Raw genomic sequence first — 14,130 nt, forward strand, 5'->3', positions numbered from 1 at the left:
GCTTCAGTTGCCGCGTCTGGTCGAAAGCATGATGACGACTCGAGGATAGGTCATCCTGGTCTAACGTTCGGCAGCGGCCGTGATCTGCGCAGCCGAGCGGCGTGGCAGCTGCGTCACTGGCTTGCGCATCGTTCGCCGACGAACCCCCGGCAGTCGTCGCAGCGGCTTGCTTGTCCGGATCGCAATCGGATAGTCCGGCTTGCGGCTCGGCAACGACGACGCGGTTCGCTCCGGACGCTTGGCCTTGTTGCGCAGCCTGCGCTTCGCCGGATTGGTGCGCTTCGCGCCGGGCGGACGTTGATCGACGCGCCGCTGGCGCGGCGGCAGCGGCTTTCGGGCCGCGCGCAGCCGGGCGACGATGACCCGACTAATCGGGCGCGCGACCTCGGGCACAACGGCAGTGCTATCTGACGTCGGGCGCGCAGGCTCGGGAGCAGCTTCGACCGCCATGGTGAGCACTGGCTGGACGATCGGCGCCTGAGGGGACGCGGCGACCGGCGTGCTCTCGATCTCCGCGACCTTGGCGCCGGCGTCAAGAATCCGCACAAGGCGCCGCGGCGGCTTGGTCTTCCCGCGCAAAATCTCGGAGACGTAGAATGCGGCGATCAGCATGGCGGCGCCGTAGACGATGTCCGGCTCGAACATCAGTGCCGCGCTGATTACGACGAGCGCGATCGTCGCGGCCTTGAACAGCTTCTCGCCGTCGTCGAACAGGATTCCGAGCCAGCGCCAGTTGCTGCGCCGCCAGATTGGCGGCAACAGCTTGATGCCCAGCGTATCGCGGGCTTGCGCGAAGCCGATATCCCGCGCTGTGAGCAGGTACCAGGTCACGCCAAACGCCAGCAAGAAGGCCAAAGTGCCGCCGAGTCCGGCGGCGGTACCGACGATGATCACAAGCCCGACGGCGCAAACCGCAAACCAGTCCTTCATGTGTGCGCTCCCTGCAGACGCAGAAGTGTCGCACGAGGATAGCCGGTCGAGCGTTGATTCGGATCACCGGCCTTGGACGATTATCAACGCGAAGTGGTAACTAATTGCCGCCCGCGCGCTGTGATTGAGGCGGCTACGCCGCCTCGGCGATCCGGCGGCAATGCGCCAGCGACGCTGCGATCAGGTTCTCGCTCGCCTCAGGCGTCCGGAAGGCGGAGTGCGCCGACAGGGTGACGTTCGGCAGCGTGGCCAGCGGGTGATCCGCCGGCAGCGGCTCGATTTCGAACACGTCGAGCGCAGCGTGACGCAGGTGACTGGACTGCAATGCGTCGATCATCGCCGCCTCGTCGGCGAGCGCCGCGCGCGCGGTGTTGACGAGAATGGCGCCGGGCCTCATCGCGGCGATGCGGTCGCGCGTCAGGAATCCGCGGGTCTCGTCATTGAGCAACAGATGCAGCGAAACCACGTGGCTGTCGCGCAGCAGCGTGTCGATCTCGACGAACGTTACGCCGTCGAAAGTCTTCGGCGTCCGATTCCATGCGATCACCTTCATGCCGGAGCCGTGCGCGATCCGCGCCACTTCCGCGGCGATGCCGCCGAAGCCGATCAGGCCGATCGTCTTGCCGGTGAGTTGCAGGCCGTCTTCGCGCAGCCATTGGCCGGCGCGCATCTCGCGATCCATCAGCGCGAGGTTGCGCGCCGCCGCCCACATCAAGGCAATCGTGGATTCGGCGACCGCCGTGTCGCCATAGCCGCGGATCAGATGCACGGTGATGCCGAGGTCGGCCAGTTCCTCGATGTTCATGTAGCTGCGCGCGCCGGTGCCGAGGAACACCACGTGTTTCAGGCCGACGCATTGCCGGGCGATGTCGGTGGGCAGATAGGTGTGATCGATGATCGCGATCGCAGCGTCGCCGAGCACGCCGGGCAGTTGCTCCGGCGTCACGTCGGGATCGCGATGGATCACCATCGGCGGATTGTCCGGCTTCGCCTGCTGCTCCATGATCATCGCCAGCGTTTCACTGGCGTCGACGAACACCGCGTGCATGTGCTTCCCCCCGATTTGGCTGCCTTGTTACTTCGCGACGCCGGCGAGCGACAGCACCGTGTGCAGCAGCACATTGGCGCCGGCGGCGCAGTCGCTCTGCGTTGCGTCTTCCAGCTCGTTGTGGCTGACGCCGTCCTTGCACGGCACGAAGATCATCGCGGCCGGCAGCCTGGTGTTGAGGTTGCAGGCGTCGTGGCCGGCGCCGGAGGTGATGCGGCGGTTTTGGTAGCCGAGCGCGTTCGCCGCGTTCTCGACCGCGCCGACCAGCGTCGTGTCGAAATGCGTCGGTTCCTTGCGCCAGACCAGGTCGAGCGCGACCTCGACCTTGCGTTTCGCGGCGATCCCGGCCGCAGCCGCGCGGATCCGCTGGTCGAGCTGGTCGAGGATGCCCGCGTCGGCGCTGCGGGTGTCGATGGTGAAGGTGACCTCGCCGGGGATGACGTTGCGCGAGGGCGCGGCGATCACCGCTTCGCCGACGGTGCCGACCGCGTTGCCGAGTTCGGTGGCGATGGTTTCGATCGCCAGCACGATTTCCGACAGGGTCGCCAGCGCGTCGCGGCGGTGCTTCATCGGCGTCGAGCCGGCGTGACTCTCGAAGCCCGTGATCTTGCCGTCGTACCACAGCACACCCTGGCCGTGCTCGACCACGCCGATGGTCTTGCCCTCGGCTTCCAGGATCGGGCCTTGTTCGATGTGGAGTTCGATGAAGCCGCTGAATTTTTGCGCGCCGACCGGCTTGTCGCCGCGATAGCCGATGTCGTCGAGCGCCTGCGCGACGCTGATGCCCGCGGCATCCTCGCGGCCGAGGATGTCGTCGACGGTGAAATCGCCGACGAACGCGGCCGATCCCATCATCGCCGGCGCGTAGCGCGAGCCTTCCTCATTGGTCCAGTTGGTGACGCAGAGTGGCAGTTCTGTCTCGATTCCGGCGTCGTTCAGCGTGCGGATCACTTCCAGCGCTGCCAGTGTACCAAGTACACCGTCGAACTTGCCGCCGGTCGGTTGGGTGTCGAGATGCGAGCCGAGTCCGATCGGCGGCTTCGACATGTCGCGGCCCTTGCGCAGCGCGAACATGTTGCCGAGCCCGTCGATCTGCACCTCGAGGCCGGCCTTTTCGCAGGCGGTGCGAAACCAGTCGCGAACCTGCTTGTCCTCCGGCCCGAGCGTCAGCCGCCGCACGCCGCCTTTTGGCGTCGCGCCGAACTGCGCGGTGGTGTGGATGGTGTCCCACAGCCGCGACGAATCGATCTGCAGGTTCGAGGCAGGCTTGGTCATGCGATCTCCGGACGAACGGCGCCGAGCGGCGCGGACAGGGCCGAAGAGTTCAACGCCGCGCGGCGCGCGTCAACCTATCGCCGGTTCCGCGGCGGGCAGGCCAGCGCCCAGCTGCGCAGCCTCGGGCATGAAGCCGCCAGTGTGGGCGATGTCGACCGCGAGTTCGGCGACGCGCTCGATCGCCGCCGTATCCGGCGAGGCGAGCCAACTCGCCGAGAATCGCAGCGGCGAAATCGTCAGATTGGTCTGCAGCAATTGCAGTCGCCCGTCGGCCAATTCGTCTTCGACGATCGCAGTCGGGATCACGGCGACGCCGAGACCTTCGATCGCCATGTGGATGACGGTGCCGAGCGACGCCGAAGCGTGCAGCCGGATCGGCGGCAGTTCCGGCTTGTTGAACAGCGAGCGCACGATCTCGTAGGGTTGGGTCTTGCGCGGGAAGGTGATGATCGGAAACTTGGCGAGATCTTGCACCGCCAGCTCTCCGGCGCCGAGCCCGAGCGAGGGGCTCGCCAGAAATCCGATCGGATACTCGCATAGCACGCGGCTTCGCACCGTCGACGCCGTCATCGGGCCGAGCAGGAAGGCGAGCTCGATTTCCTGAGCGAGCAGGCGTGCGCGCAGATTCGGCGTGATGTCGACCTCGATCTCCAGCGACAGGTTCGGATACAGCCGGTTCACCCGCTCGATCAGTCCCGGCAGCCAGGTGTGAACGATGGTCTCGGCGACGCCGAGCCGGAGCACGCCGCGCATGCTCGATTGATCGCCAACGGCCGCCAGCATTTCGGTGCGCAACCCGATCAGCTTTTCCGCATACAGCATCAGCTGCCGACCACTCGGGGTCGGGGAGGCCATGCGATGATCCCGCTGCAGCAGCCGGACGCCGAGTTCGCGTTCGAGTTGCGCAATCCGCTGCGAGATCGCGGGCTGAGTGGTGTTGAGTTTCTGGGCGGCGCCACGAAAGCTGCCGAGCGTCACGACCCAAAGGAAAGTTTCAAGCGCCTTGAAGTCCACCATCAGGCGACTCCTTCTCAAGAGATAAGTAAAATTTATTGTTTCTGATCAGAAACAAAGATTAGACATTATATTAGGCTTGCGCTCCATTACTGTCGAGAGAGTAGGCAGGATGAAAGAATGACTGTTTTTCCGGCAGGGCAGCAGTTCCAGACGGAAGGGGAGTGCCTTCCGTCCTACCAGGCGCGCCTTGCTTGCCGGGCCGGACAGGCCGACACCACAGCCGGCGTCGCGCCGGGTTTCGTCCAGGGCAATCTGGCTATTCTGCCCGAGAAATTCGCCGCCGCATTCCATCGATTCTGCCAGCTCAATCCCAAGCCTTGCCCGATCATCGGCATGTCCGACGTCGGCAATCCGCAGATTCCCGCGCTCGGCCTCGATCTCGATATTCGCACCGATCTTCCGCGCTACCGGGTGTGGCGCGACGGCGAACTGATCGAGGAGCCGACCGACGTCATGGCGCATTGGCGCGACGATCTGGTCGCTTTCGTGATCGGCTGCTCGTTTTCCTTCGAAGAGGCGCTGTTGGCGGACGACATTCCGATCCGGCACATCGAACGCAAGGTGCGCGTGCCGATGTATCGCACCAACATCGCCTGCGCGCCGGCCGGTCCGTTCGCGGGGCCGATGGTGGTGTCGATGTGGCCGCTGAAGCCAGCGGATGCGATTCGCGCCGTGCAGATCACTTCACGCTTTCCTTCGGTTCACGGCGCGCCGGTGCATATCGGGCTGCCGCAGTCGATCGGTATCGCCGACATCGCGAATCCCGACTATGGCGATCCGGTGCCGATCGCGCCCGACGAGCTTCCGGTATTTTGGGCCTGCGGCGTCACTCCGCAGGCGGTGATCGCGGCTGCGAAGGTGCCGTTCGCAATCACCCACGCGCCCGGATTGATGCTTGTCACCGACTTGAAGAACAAGCACCTTGCGGTGCTCTGAGGCCAACTGAACCTTCGATCGCATTACCATCAGCGCTGGTAGCAAAGGAACATGCCATGAAGATCAATCGCCGCAATCTCGTGCTCGGAAGCGCCGCGAGCGCCGCCTTGCTGCCGTTCGCGACGACCGCCCGCGCCCAGGCCAAGGAAGTGGTGATCGGCGTGATCTATCCGCTGTCCGGCGCCAGCGCGCAGATCGGCGTCGACGCCCAAAAGGCATTCCAGACCGCGGCCGAGCTGATCAACAACAAATACGATCTCGATCTTCCGCTCGCGCGCGACGAGGGACTTCCGGGGCTCGGCGGCGCCAAGGTCCGACTTGTATTCGCCGATCACCAGGCCGACCCGCAGAAGGGCCGCGCCGAAGCCGAGCGCCTGATCACGCAGGAGAAGGTCAGCGCCATCGTCGGCACCTATCAAAGCTCGGTCGCGGTCACCGTCAGCCAGATCTGCGAGCGCTACCAGATCCCGTTCCTGTCGGCCGATAATTCGTCGCCGAGCTTGCATCGCCGGGGCCTGAAGTTCTACTTCCGCGCTGCGCCGCACGACGAGATGTTTTCGCAGGCGATGTTCGATTTCTTCGATGCGCTGAAGAAGAAGGGCCAGAAGATCGAGACGCTGGCGCTGTTCCACGAGGACACCATCTTCGGCACCGATTCGTCCAACGCGCAGCTCAAGCTCGCTCAGGAGCGCGGCTACAAGATCGCCGCCGACATCAAGTATCGCGCCAACTCGCCGTCGCTGACCGCAGAGGTGCAACAGCTCAAGGCTGCCGATGCCGACGTGCTGATGCCGTCGAGCTACACGACAGACGGCATCCTTCTGATCCGCACCATGGGTGAACTCGGCTACAAGCCGAAGAATATCGTCGCCCAGGACGCCGGATTCTCCGAAAAGGCGCTGTACGATGCGGTCGGCGACAAGATCCCGGGCGTGATCTCGCGCGGCTCGTTCTCGATCGACCTCGCGGCCAAGCGGCCGATGGTCGGCAAGATCAACGACATGTACAAGGAGAGGTCAGGCAAGGACTTCAACGACTATTCGTCGCGGCAGTTCATGGGCCTGATCGTGATGGCCGACGCCATCAACCGCGCCAAGTCGACCGACGGCGACAAGATTCGCGAAGCGCTGGTCGCGACCGATATGCCGGGCGACAAGACCATCATGCCGTGGAAGCAGGTGAAGTTCGACGCGGAAGGCCAGAACACCTTTGCCGACCCGGTGCTGCTGCAGTATGTCGGCGGTAAATTCGTCACCATCTTCCCGGAACAGGCCGCGGTCGCCGAGGCGATCTGGCCGATGCCGTAACGACACGCTCATCCCGAGGCCCGCCGCCATTGCGGTGGGCCTCGGACGATCAGGCGCAACACGATGTCATCCTTAGACGCTCGCAAGAGCTCGCACCTCAAAATGCCGGCCGTACTCCGGGAGCAGCCAATTTGACGACAGCAACCATTATCCAGTCACTTGCCAGCGGTCTGCTGATGGGACTGCTGTACGGCCTGGTCGCGGTCGGTCTCGCTTTGATCTTCGGCCTGATGGACATCACGAACTTCGCCCACGGCGAATTTCTGATGCTGGCGATGTACATCACCTTCTTCCTGTTCGCTTTCTTTGCGATCGACCCATTGCTCTCCGCGCCACTGGTCGGCGCGGCGATGTTCCTGTTCGGGGCGGTGGCTTATTTATTGGTGGTGCGCTTCGCGATGCGGGCCAAAGCCAATATCGGGATGGTTCAGATCTTTACGACCTTCGGCCTGGCGATCCTGATGCGCGGGCTGGCGCAGTATTTCTTCACCCCGGACTATCGCAGCATCAACGTCTCCTGGCTCGGCGGCAAGACCGTGTCGTTCGGCGGCATATTCCTGCCGGTGCCGCAATTGGTCGGCGCGTTGGTTTCGCTCGCGGCGTTCGGGGCGCTTTACTTCTTCATCAAGAAGACCGATTTCGGTCGCGCGCTTGAGGCGACCCGCGAGGACGCCGGCGCGGTGGCGCTGGTCGGCATCGACAAGAACAAGGTGTTCGCGTTGGGCTGGGGCCTCGGTGGTGCGCTGGTCGGGCTGGCCGGCGCGGTGATGGCGACGTTCTTCTACATTTATCCGGACGTCGGCGCCTCGTTCGCGCTGATCGCCTATGTCACCGTCGCGCTGGGCGGCTTCGGCAGCGTGTTCGGCGCCTTCGCCGGCGGCATCATCGTCGGCCTCGTCGAGGCGACCACCGCGCTGATGCTGCCGCCATCGCTGAAGTCGGTCGGCATCTACGCGGTCTATTTGCTCGTTGTGTTCATTCGGCCTCGTGGCCTGTTCGGATCGATCTGATGGACGAGGCTCACGCCAAACGCCGCCGCCGCGACCTCATCGTCGCCGCCGTTCTCGCCCTCATCGCGGCGCTGGTGCCGCTGTTCGTCAAGGATGTCTACGTCCAGAACATCATGGTGCTGACCCTGATGTATGCGGCGCTGTCGCAGGCCTGGAACATTCTCGGCGGCTATTGCGGCCAGATCTCGCTCGGCCACGCGCTGTATTTTGGTCTCGGCGCCTACACCACCGCGCTGCTGTTCACCAAGTTCGGCGTGCTGCCGTGGTTCGGTATGCTCGGCGGTGGGCTGATCTCGGCGGTGATCGCGATGGCTCTGGGCTATCCGACCTTCCGGCTGCGCGGCCATTACTTCGTCATCGCCACCATCGTGATCGCCGAAATCGGCTTCCTGCTGTTTCACAATTGGGATTGGGCCGGTGCGGCGCTCGGCATCGACATTCCGGTGCGCGGCGACAGTTGGGCCAAATTCCAGTTCACCCGCAGCAAGCTGCCTTATTACTACTTCGCGCTGGTGTTCTGTTGCGTCGCCTGGCTGGTGACGTGGTGGCTGGAAAACTCGAAATGGGGCTATTGGTGGCGGGCGGTGAAGGACAATCCGGAGGCCGCTGAAAGCCTCGGCGTGGTGGTGTTCAACTCCAAGATGGGCGCCGCGGCCGTCTCCGCCTTCCTCACCGCGATCGGCGGCTCGTTCTACGCGCAGTTCGTTTCCTATATCGATCCGGAAAGCGTGATGACCTTCCAGTTTTCGCTGCTGATGGCTTTGCCGGCTGTGTTGGGCGGCATCGGCACGCTGTGGGGGCCGGTGCTCGGCGCGGCGATCCTGATCCCGCTCACCGAACTGACGCGCTCGTTCATCGGCGGCTCCGGCCGCGGCGTCGATCTCATCCTCTACGGCACCGTGATCGTTCTGATCTCGCTGGCCCGGCCGGAGGGATTGATCGGCCTGTTCTCGCGGCGTCCAAAGTCGAAGGGAGCGTCGCAATGACCGCGCCATTGCTCGAGACCCGCGGCGTCTGGCAGCGCTTCGGCGGCCTGATCGCCAACAGCGACGTGTCGATTTCGGTCGGCCGCGGCGAAATCGTCGGGCTGATCGGTCCGAACGGCGCCGGCAAGTCGACATTGTTCAATCTGATCGCCGGTGTGCTGCCGCCGACCCAGGGCTCGATCATCTTCGACGGCGAGGATGTCACCAGGCTGCCGGCGACTGCGCGCTGCGCCCGCGGCATCGGACGTACCTTCCAGGTGGTGAAGAGCTTCGAGTCGATGACGGTGATCGACAACGTCATCGTCGGCGCGCTGATCCGCACCACGGTGATGCGCGAGGCCCGCCGCAAGGCGCACGAGGTGCTGCAGTTCTGTGGCCTCGATGCCCGCGCCGATGTGCTGGCGAGCCAGCTTATCCCGTCGGAGAAGCGCCGGCTCGAAGTGGCCCGCGCGCTCGCCACCGAGCCCAAATTGTTGCTGCTCGACGAGGTGCTGACCGGGCTGACGCCGACCGAGGCGCAGACCGGCGTCGAACTGGTTCGCCGCGTTCGCGATACCGGCGTCACCGTTCTGATGGTCGAACATGTCATGGAGATCGTGATGCCGCTGGTCGATCGCGCCATCGTGCTTGATCTCGGCAAGGTGCTGGTCGAAGGCAAGCCGGCCGACGTCGTGCGTGATCCGAAAGTCATCACTGCCTATCTTGGGGATCGTCATGCTGTCGGTGCGTGAGGTCACCACTGCCTATAAGGGCCTGGTCGCGATTTCGCAGGTTTCGATCGAGGTCGAGAAGGGCGAGATCGTTTGCGTCGCCGGCGCCAACGGCGCCGGCAAGTCGACGCTGTTGAAATCGATCGCCGGCGCGGAGCGGCCGCGATCCGGGCAGGTGTCGTTCGATGGCGAGCGGATCGACGGCACCGCACAGCATCTGATCACCGCCCGCGGCATCGCCTATGTGCCGGAAAACCGACGGCTGTTTCCGCGTTTGTCGGTGCACGACAATCTGCGGCTCGGCAGCTATCTGTTCCGCGGCAAGGCGGATCGCGAGCAACCCCTGGAACTGGTGTTCAGCCTGTTTCCGCGGCTGAAGGAGCGGCTCGAGCAGCGCGCCGAGACGCTGTCGGGCGGCGAGCAGCAGATGCTGGCGATCGGCCGGGCGCTGATGACGCGGCCGCGGCTGCTGATGCTGGACGAGCCGTCGCAGGGCATCATGCCGAAGCTCGTCAGCGAGATCTTCCAGGCGGTGAAGAAGATTCGCGACGCCGGCATGACGGTGCTGATCGTCGAGCAGCGGATGGCCGAATGCCTCGAGATCGCCGACCGCGCCTACATCCTACAAACGGGCAGGGTGCTGATGCAGGGCAAGTCCGCCGAGTTGATGGACAACCCGGACGTTCGCAAGGCGTATCTGGGATTGTAAGACGCGCTGGCGAAACATGGCGATCAGGCGAGCCAGCGTAGGCACCCGTCATCTTGCCGTTCATGCCCGGACGCGCGGCAAAGCGTTTGGCGAAGGCGCAGGTGTCGTCGTCCATGTCCCAGTAGAACGACTCACAGATGCAACCGTTGCGCCACCTTCAGGCCATGCCGTGCAGGTCGTTGATGAACAGCAGGAACGCCAGCAGCTTCTGGCCGTTCTGCTGAATGCCGAATTCAGCGGCCCGCTTCACCTCTGATACTCGCAGGTACAAGCCTGCGAATGCCGGCTGCTGCGCCGAACATAGCTCCTCCCGGAACATGGCGACTGGGTCGCTCTTAGTTCAAAATAGTTCGCACAAAGTCGTTGCCTTGGCAACGGTGTCGCGTCGGTCTCGGCGATTGTCCGCGTGGCTGCGTCGTGTCGGCTGCAGCGAAGCGGCCAATCAGGACTTGTGGAGATGGTCCGGCAGGTCGAGCCCGAATACGGTCGCGAGGTCCACAATTTGCGCGGGCGACAGATAGCGCGGGTTGAGGCCGCGTAGCAGCAGATGGAGCTTCGCGGTCTCCTCGAGTTCTTCCATCGCGAAGACGGCTGCTTCGAGAGTGGCGCCCGCCACGACGGGGCCGTGATTGGCGAGCAGTACGGATGTGTATCTGCCGGCGAGCCCCCTGATTGCGTCGGCGACGGCAGGGTCGCCGGGTCGATAGTAAGGCAGCAGCGCGGTCGCGCCGCAGCGCATCAGGTAGTACGGCGTCAGCGGCGGCAGCGCCGCGCGCGGGTCGATCTCCGGCAGCATCGACAGCGCGACCGCATGGGTCGAATGCAGATGCACCACTGCGCCCGACGCGCCGCGGGTCTCGTACAGCGCGCTGTGGAGCGGCACTTCCTTGGTCGGCGCGTCGCCGGAGACGAGGCGTCCGCCGGCATCGAGAAGTGACAGCCTGGCCGGATCGAGGAAGCCGAGCGAGGCGTTGGTCGGCGTCACCAGAAAGCCGGCGTCGCAGCGTACGCTGATGTTGCCGGAGGAGCCCGGCGTCAATCCACGCTCGAACAGCGAGCGACCGAGCCGGCAGATCTCCTCGCGAAGTTTCGCCTCTGTGCTCATGGCTGCTCTCCCGGCGAAGTTTTCCCATGCTTTGGCGGCGCGGCCAAGCCATGTTATCGAGAGTGCAAGCAACAATTCGGGAAACGCCGCATGACTGGGACTGCAAGGCCGCGCGTTGCGGTCATCGGGCTGGGCTCGATGGGTTTCGGCATGGCGGCATCGTTACGGCGCGCCGGGTTCATCGTCACCGGCTGCGACGTGTCGGCGGAGACCGTCGCGCGCTTCGCCGCTGAAGGCGGACACGGCGCGGCGACGCCCGCCGAAGCAGCCACGGACGTCTCGATCGTCGTCAGCGTCGTCGTCAACGCGGCGCAGACCGAAGACGTTCTGTTCGGCGAGACCGGCGTTGCGGCGAGTTTGGCGAACGACGCCGTGTTCGTTTCCTGCGCGACCATGGATCCCGACGTGGCGCGGCGGCTCGCCGCCAAGCTCGAGGCGACCGGTCGACATTATCTCGATGCGCCGATCTCCGGCGGTGCGCAGCGGGCCGCGCATGGCGAATTGACGATCCTTGCCTCCGGCAGCGCCGCGGCTTTCGAAAGGGCGCGGCCGGCGCTCGATGCGATGGCGGCGAAGCTCTATGAACTCGGCGACGCGGCCGGGCAGGGCGCGGCGTTCAAGATGATCAATCAGCTTCTCGCCGGCGTTCATATCGCCGCGGCGTCCGAGGCGATCGCCTTCGCGGCCCGGCAAGGCCTCGACATCCGCAAGGTCTACGAGGTGATCACCGCCTCGGCCGGCAATTCCTGGATGTTCGAGAACCGCGTGCCGCATGTGCTCGACGGCGATTACACGCCGCGCAGCGCGGTCGATATCTTCGTGAAGGATCTCGGCATCGTCCAGGACATGGCGCGCGCCGCAAAATTCCCGGTGCCGTTGTCGGCCGCGGCGCTGCAGATGTTCCTGATGACATCCGCCGCGGGCATGGGCCGCGACGATGACGCGTCCGTGGCTAAGATGTACGCGCAGGTGACCGGGACCAAGCTGCCCGGCGACAAGGCTTGATCGAGAGAGAGTGTGAACCGATGCCGCGCTTCGCTGCAAATCTCAGCCTGATGTTCAACGAGAACGCTTTCCTCGATCGCTTCGACGCCGCGGCCGCGGCAGGCTTCACTGCGGTCGAGTTCCTGTTTCCGTATGACCACAGCCCGGAGGACATCGCCGAACGGCTCAGGCGCAACAATCTCGTGCAGGCGCTGTTCAATCTGCCGCCGGGCGATTGGGCTGCGGGCGAAAAGGGTTTTGCTGCGCGACCGGACAAGTTCGAGGAGCTGCAGCAGAGTTTGCGCATCGCGCTGCCCTATGCGTTGGCGACTGGGGTCAAGCGTGTGCATCTGATGGCCGGCATCGCCGACCGGAACGACGTGGCGGCGGTGGTCGCATTCCGTCGCTCGCTCGCGGTCGCGGCGCATTTCTTTGCCCCGCACGGTATCGACGTCGTGATCGAGCCTCTCAACAAGCGCGACGTCGCGGGATATTTCCTCGACGATTTCGAGTTCGCCCGCGATCTGATCCGCGAACTCGACGTTCCCAATGTGAAGCTGCAGTTCGACGTCTATCATTGCCAGATTTTGCACGGCGATGTCGCCATGCGGCTGCGCGAGATGATGCCGATCGTCGGCCACATCCAGATCGCCAGCGTTCCCTCAAGGAACGAACCGGACAGCGAAGAACTGAACTACCCGTTCCTGTTCGAGGAATTCGACCGGCTCGGCTACGCCGGATTCGTCGGCGCCGAATATCGGCCGCGCGGTGCGACTGTGGATGGTCTCGGCTGGTTCGCGCCCTACGCAGGAACACGGACGTGACGCTCGCGCTCGGCTGCATTGCGGACGATTACACCGGCGCCTCCGATCTCGCCAACACGCTGACACGGCAGGGGCTGCGTACGGTGCAGACCATCGGCGTGCCAGCGGACGACCTTGCGCTGCCCGAGGTTGATGCTGTGGTGGTGTCGCTGAAAAGCCGGTCGATCGCAGCTGATCAGGCGGTGGCGAAGGCGCGCGCCGCCGAGCAATGGCTGCGCGGCCGGGGCGCAACGCATGTGCTGTTCAAGATCTGCTCGACATTCGATTCCACCGATCAGGGCAACATCGGTCCGGTAATGGACGCGCTGCGCGCCGATGCCGGCGACGCGATGGTGCTGGTGACGCCGGCTTTTCCGGAGACCGGGCGCACCGTCTATCAGGGCCATCTGTTCGTCGGTGCTTCGCCGTTGAATGAAAGCCCGCTGAAAGACCACCCGCTCAATCCGATGCTCGATCCGAATCTCGTGCGGGTGCTGGCGCGGCAGAGCCATACCAAGATTAGCCTCGCAGATCTTTCCGTCATTGCACAGGGGCCGGCGGCGCTGCGGAAGCATCTTGATGACCTCGCTACGCGAGGCATCGGTGCGGTCGTCGCGGATGCGGTGTTCGAACGCGATCTGGAAACCATCGGCGCTGTGGCGCTGGCTCATCGTGTCTCGGTCGGCGCCAGCGGCCTCGGCCTTGGCCTCGCACGGGCACTGGTCGGCGCCGGCCGGATCGAACTGAATCAGGTTGAAGCATTCGATAGAGAGTCGATCGGCGGCTTTGCAGCGTGTCTCGTTGGTAGTTGTTCGCGTGCGACGCTCGCACAGGTTGCTGATGCGGAGAGATCGATGCCGGTGCTGCGGCTCGATCCGTCTGCGATCGTGGCCGGTGACGGCGAAGCACAGCGCGCTGCGGAATGGGCGATCGCCCGGATCGCCGACGGCCCGGTGCTGATTGCGTCCAGCGGCACGCCCGATCAGGTCGCGGCGGTGCAGGCGAAATTCGGACGTGTTGCTGCAGGGCATGCCATCGAGCAGGTGATGGCAGATATCGCCGTTCGGCTTGTCGAATCCGGCGTCCGGCGACTGGTGATTGCGGGCGGCGAGACTTCTGGAGCGGTCGTCGATCGCCTTGCAATTCCAGGCTTTCTCGTCGGGCCGGAAATCGCGGCCGGTGTTCCGGTTCTGCGTGCGGTCGGCGCCTGCGGAAGCGGGATGCTGTTGGCTTTGAAGTCAGGAAATTTCGGCGGTCCGCGTTTTTTCACGGATGCGCTCGGGTTGATGTCTTAGTTAGCTCGGTCGGGC

At 64.6% G+C, this 14,130-nt stretch carries 14 protein-coding genes and 1 pseudogene; 9 read left to right on the forward strand and 6 right to left on the reverse strand.

Annotation, left to right across the window (positions count from 1 at the left end):
- Positions 1-60 precede the first annotated feature (60 nt).
- The 4 genes from BMY71_RS09470 to BMY71_RS09485 all read right to left on the reverse strand — a co-directional run bounded on the left by BMY71_RS09470 (position 61) and on the right by BMY71_RS09485 (position 4,270).
- Positions 61-930, reverse strand: coding sequence for a hypothetical protein (locus tag BMY71_RS09470; RefSeq protein WP_092683325.1), 870 nt, complete (start codon positions 928-930; stop codon positions 61-63).
- 133 nt (positions 931-1,063) lie between these two features.
- Entirely contained in the window at positions 1,064-1,978 is a 915-nt protein-coding gene (locus BMY71_RS09475; RefSeq protein ID WP_092683327.1) for an NAD(P)-dependent oxidoreductase, read from the reverse strand.
- Between the two features lie 27 nt (positions 1,979-2,005).
- Positions 2,006-3,253, reverse strand: a complete 1,248-nt coding sequence (locus BMY71_RS09480; RefSeq protein ID WP_092683329.1) for a Zn-dependent hydrolase — start codon at positions 3,251-3,253, stop codon at positions 2,006-2,008.
- A gap of 69 nt (positions 3,254-3,322) precedes the next feature.
- Entirely contained in the window at positions 3,323-4,270 is a 948-nt protein-coding gene (locus BMY71_RS09485; protein WP_092683331.1) for a LysR family transcriptional regulator, read from the reverse strand.
- A gap of 117 nt (positions 4,271-4,387) precedes the next feature.
- On the opposite strand from BMY71_RS09485, the gene BMY71_RS09490 reads away from it, so the two are divergent.
- The 6 genes from BMY71_RS09490 to BMY71_RS09515 all read left to right on the forward strand — a co-directional run bounded on the left by BMY71_RS09490 (position 4,388) and on the right by BMY71_RS09515 (position 9,928).
- Positions 4,388-5,206 (forward strand): putative hydro-lyase, encoded by an 819-nt coding sequence (locus tag BMY71_RS09490; RefSeq protein ID WP_092683333.1) that lies wholly within the window; start codon positions 4,388-4,390, stop codon positions 5,204-5,206.
- 56 nt (positions 5,207-5,262) lie between these two features.
- Positions 5,263-6,513, forward strand: a complete 1,251-nt coding sequence (locus BMY71_RS09495) for an ABC transporter substrate-binding protein (RefSeq protein WP_092683335.1) — start codon at positions 5,263-5,265, stop codon at positions 6,511-6,513.
- Positions 6,514-6,644: 131 nt separating this feature from the next.
- Positions 6,645-7,523: a branched-chain amino acid ABC transporter permease gene (locus tag BMY71_RS09500; RefSeq protein WP_092683337.1), complete on the forward strand. Its 879-nt coding sequence runs from the start codon at positions 6,645-6,647 to the stop codon at positions 7,521-7,523.
- Positions 7,523-8,509 carry a branched-chain amino acid ABC transporter permease gene (locus BMY71_RS09505; RefSeq protein ID WP_175557641.1) on the forward strand — a complete coding sequence of 329 codons (987 nt, stop codon included), beginning with the start codon at positions 7,523-7,525 and terminating at the stop codon, positions 8,507-8,509. Before BMY71_RS09500 ends, BMY71_RS09505 begins: the two co-directional genes overlap by 1 nt.
- Positions 8,506-9,240: an ABC transporter ATP-binding protein gene (locus tag BMY71_RS09510; RefSeq protein ID WP_011502270.1), complete on the forward strand. Its 735-nt coding sequence runs from the start codon at positions 8,506-8,508 to the stop codon at positions 9,238-9,240. Before BMY71_RS09505 ends, BMY71_RS09510 begins: the two co-directional genes overlap by 4 nt.
- A complete protein-coding gene (locus tag BMY71_RS09515) occupies positions 9,224-9,928 on the forward strand; it encodes an ABC transporter ATP-binding protein (RefSeq protein WP_092683341.1) in 705 nt (234 codons plus the stop codon). The genes BMY71_RS09510 and BMY71_RS09515 overlap by 17 nt, the downstream gene beginning before the upstream one ends.
- Before the next feature lie 31 nt (positions 9,929-9,959).
- Here BMY71_RS09515 and BMY71_RS09520 read toward each other — a convergent pair.
- Positions 9,960-10,187: pseudogene (locus BMY71_RS09520) on the reverse strand (ABC transporter substrate-binding protein); the annotation flags it as partial.
- A 183-nt stretch (positions 10,188-10,370) separates the two neighbouring features.
- A complete protein-coding gene (otnC, locus tag BMY71_RS09525) occupies positions 10,371-11,033 on the reverse strand; it encodes a 3-oxo-tetronate 4-phosphate decarboxylase (protein WP_092683343.1) in 663 nt (220 codons plus the stop codon).
- Positions 11,034-11,123: 90 nt separating this feature from the next.
- On the opposite strand from otnC, the gene ltnD reads away from it, so the two are divergent.
- The 3 genes from ltnD to otnK are packed head-to-tail and all read left to right on the forward strand — an operon-like array spanning position 11,124 to position 14,115.
- A complete protein-coding gene (gene ltnD, locus BMY71_RS09530) occupies positions 11,124-12,038 on the forward strand; it encodes an L-threonate dehydrogenase (RefSeq protein WP_092683345.1) in 915 nt (304 codons plus the stop codon).
- Positions 12,039-12,058: 20 nt separating this feature from the next.
- Positions 12,059-12,841 carry a 2-oxo-tetronate isomerase gene (gene otnI / locus BMY71_RS09535; RefSeq protein ID WP_092683347.1) on the forward strand — a complete coding sequence of 261 codons (783 nt, stop codon included), beginning with the start codon at positions 12,059-12,061 and terminating at the stop codon, positions 12,839-12,841.
- Positions 12,838-14,115 carry a 3-oxo-tetronate kinase gene (otnK, locus tag BMY71_RS09540; RefSeq protein WP_092683349.1) on the forward strand — a complete coding sequence of 426 codons (1,278 nt, stop codon included), beginning with the start codon at positions 12,838-12,840 and terminating at the stop codon, positions 14,113-14,115. The genes otnI and otnK overlap by 4 nt, the downstream gene beginning before the upstream one ends.
- Positions 14,116-14,130: the final 15 nt, after the last annotated feature.

The sequence above is a fragment of the Rhodopseudomonas pseudopalustris genome, from assembly GCF_900110435.1.
GTDB lineage: Bacteria > Pseudomonadota > Alphaproteobacteria > Rhizobiales > Xanthobacteraceae > Rhodopseudomonas > Rhodopseudomonas pseudopalustris.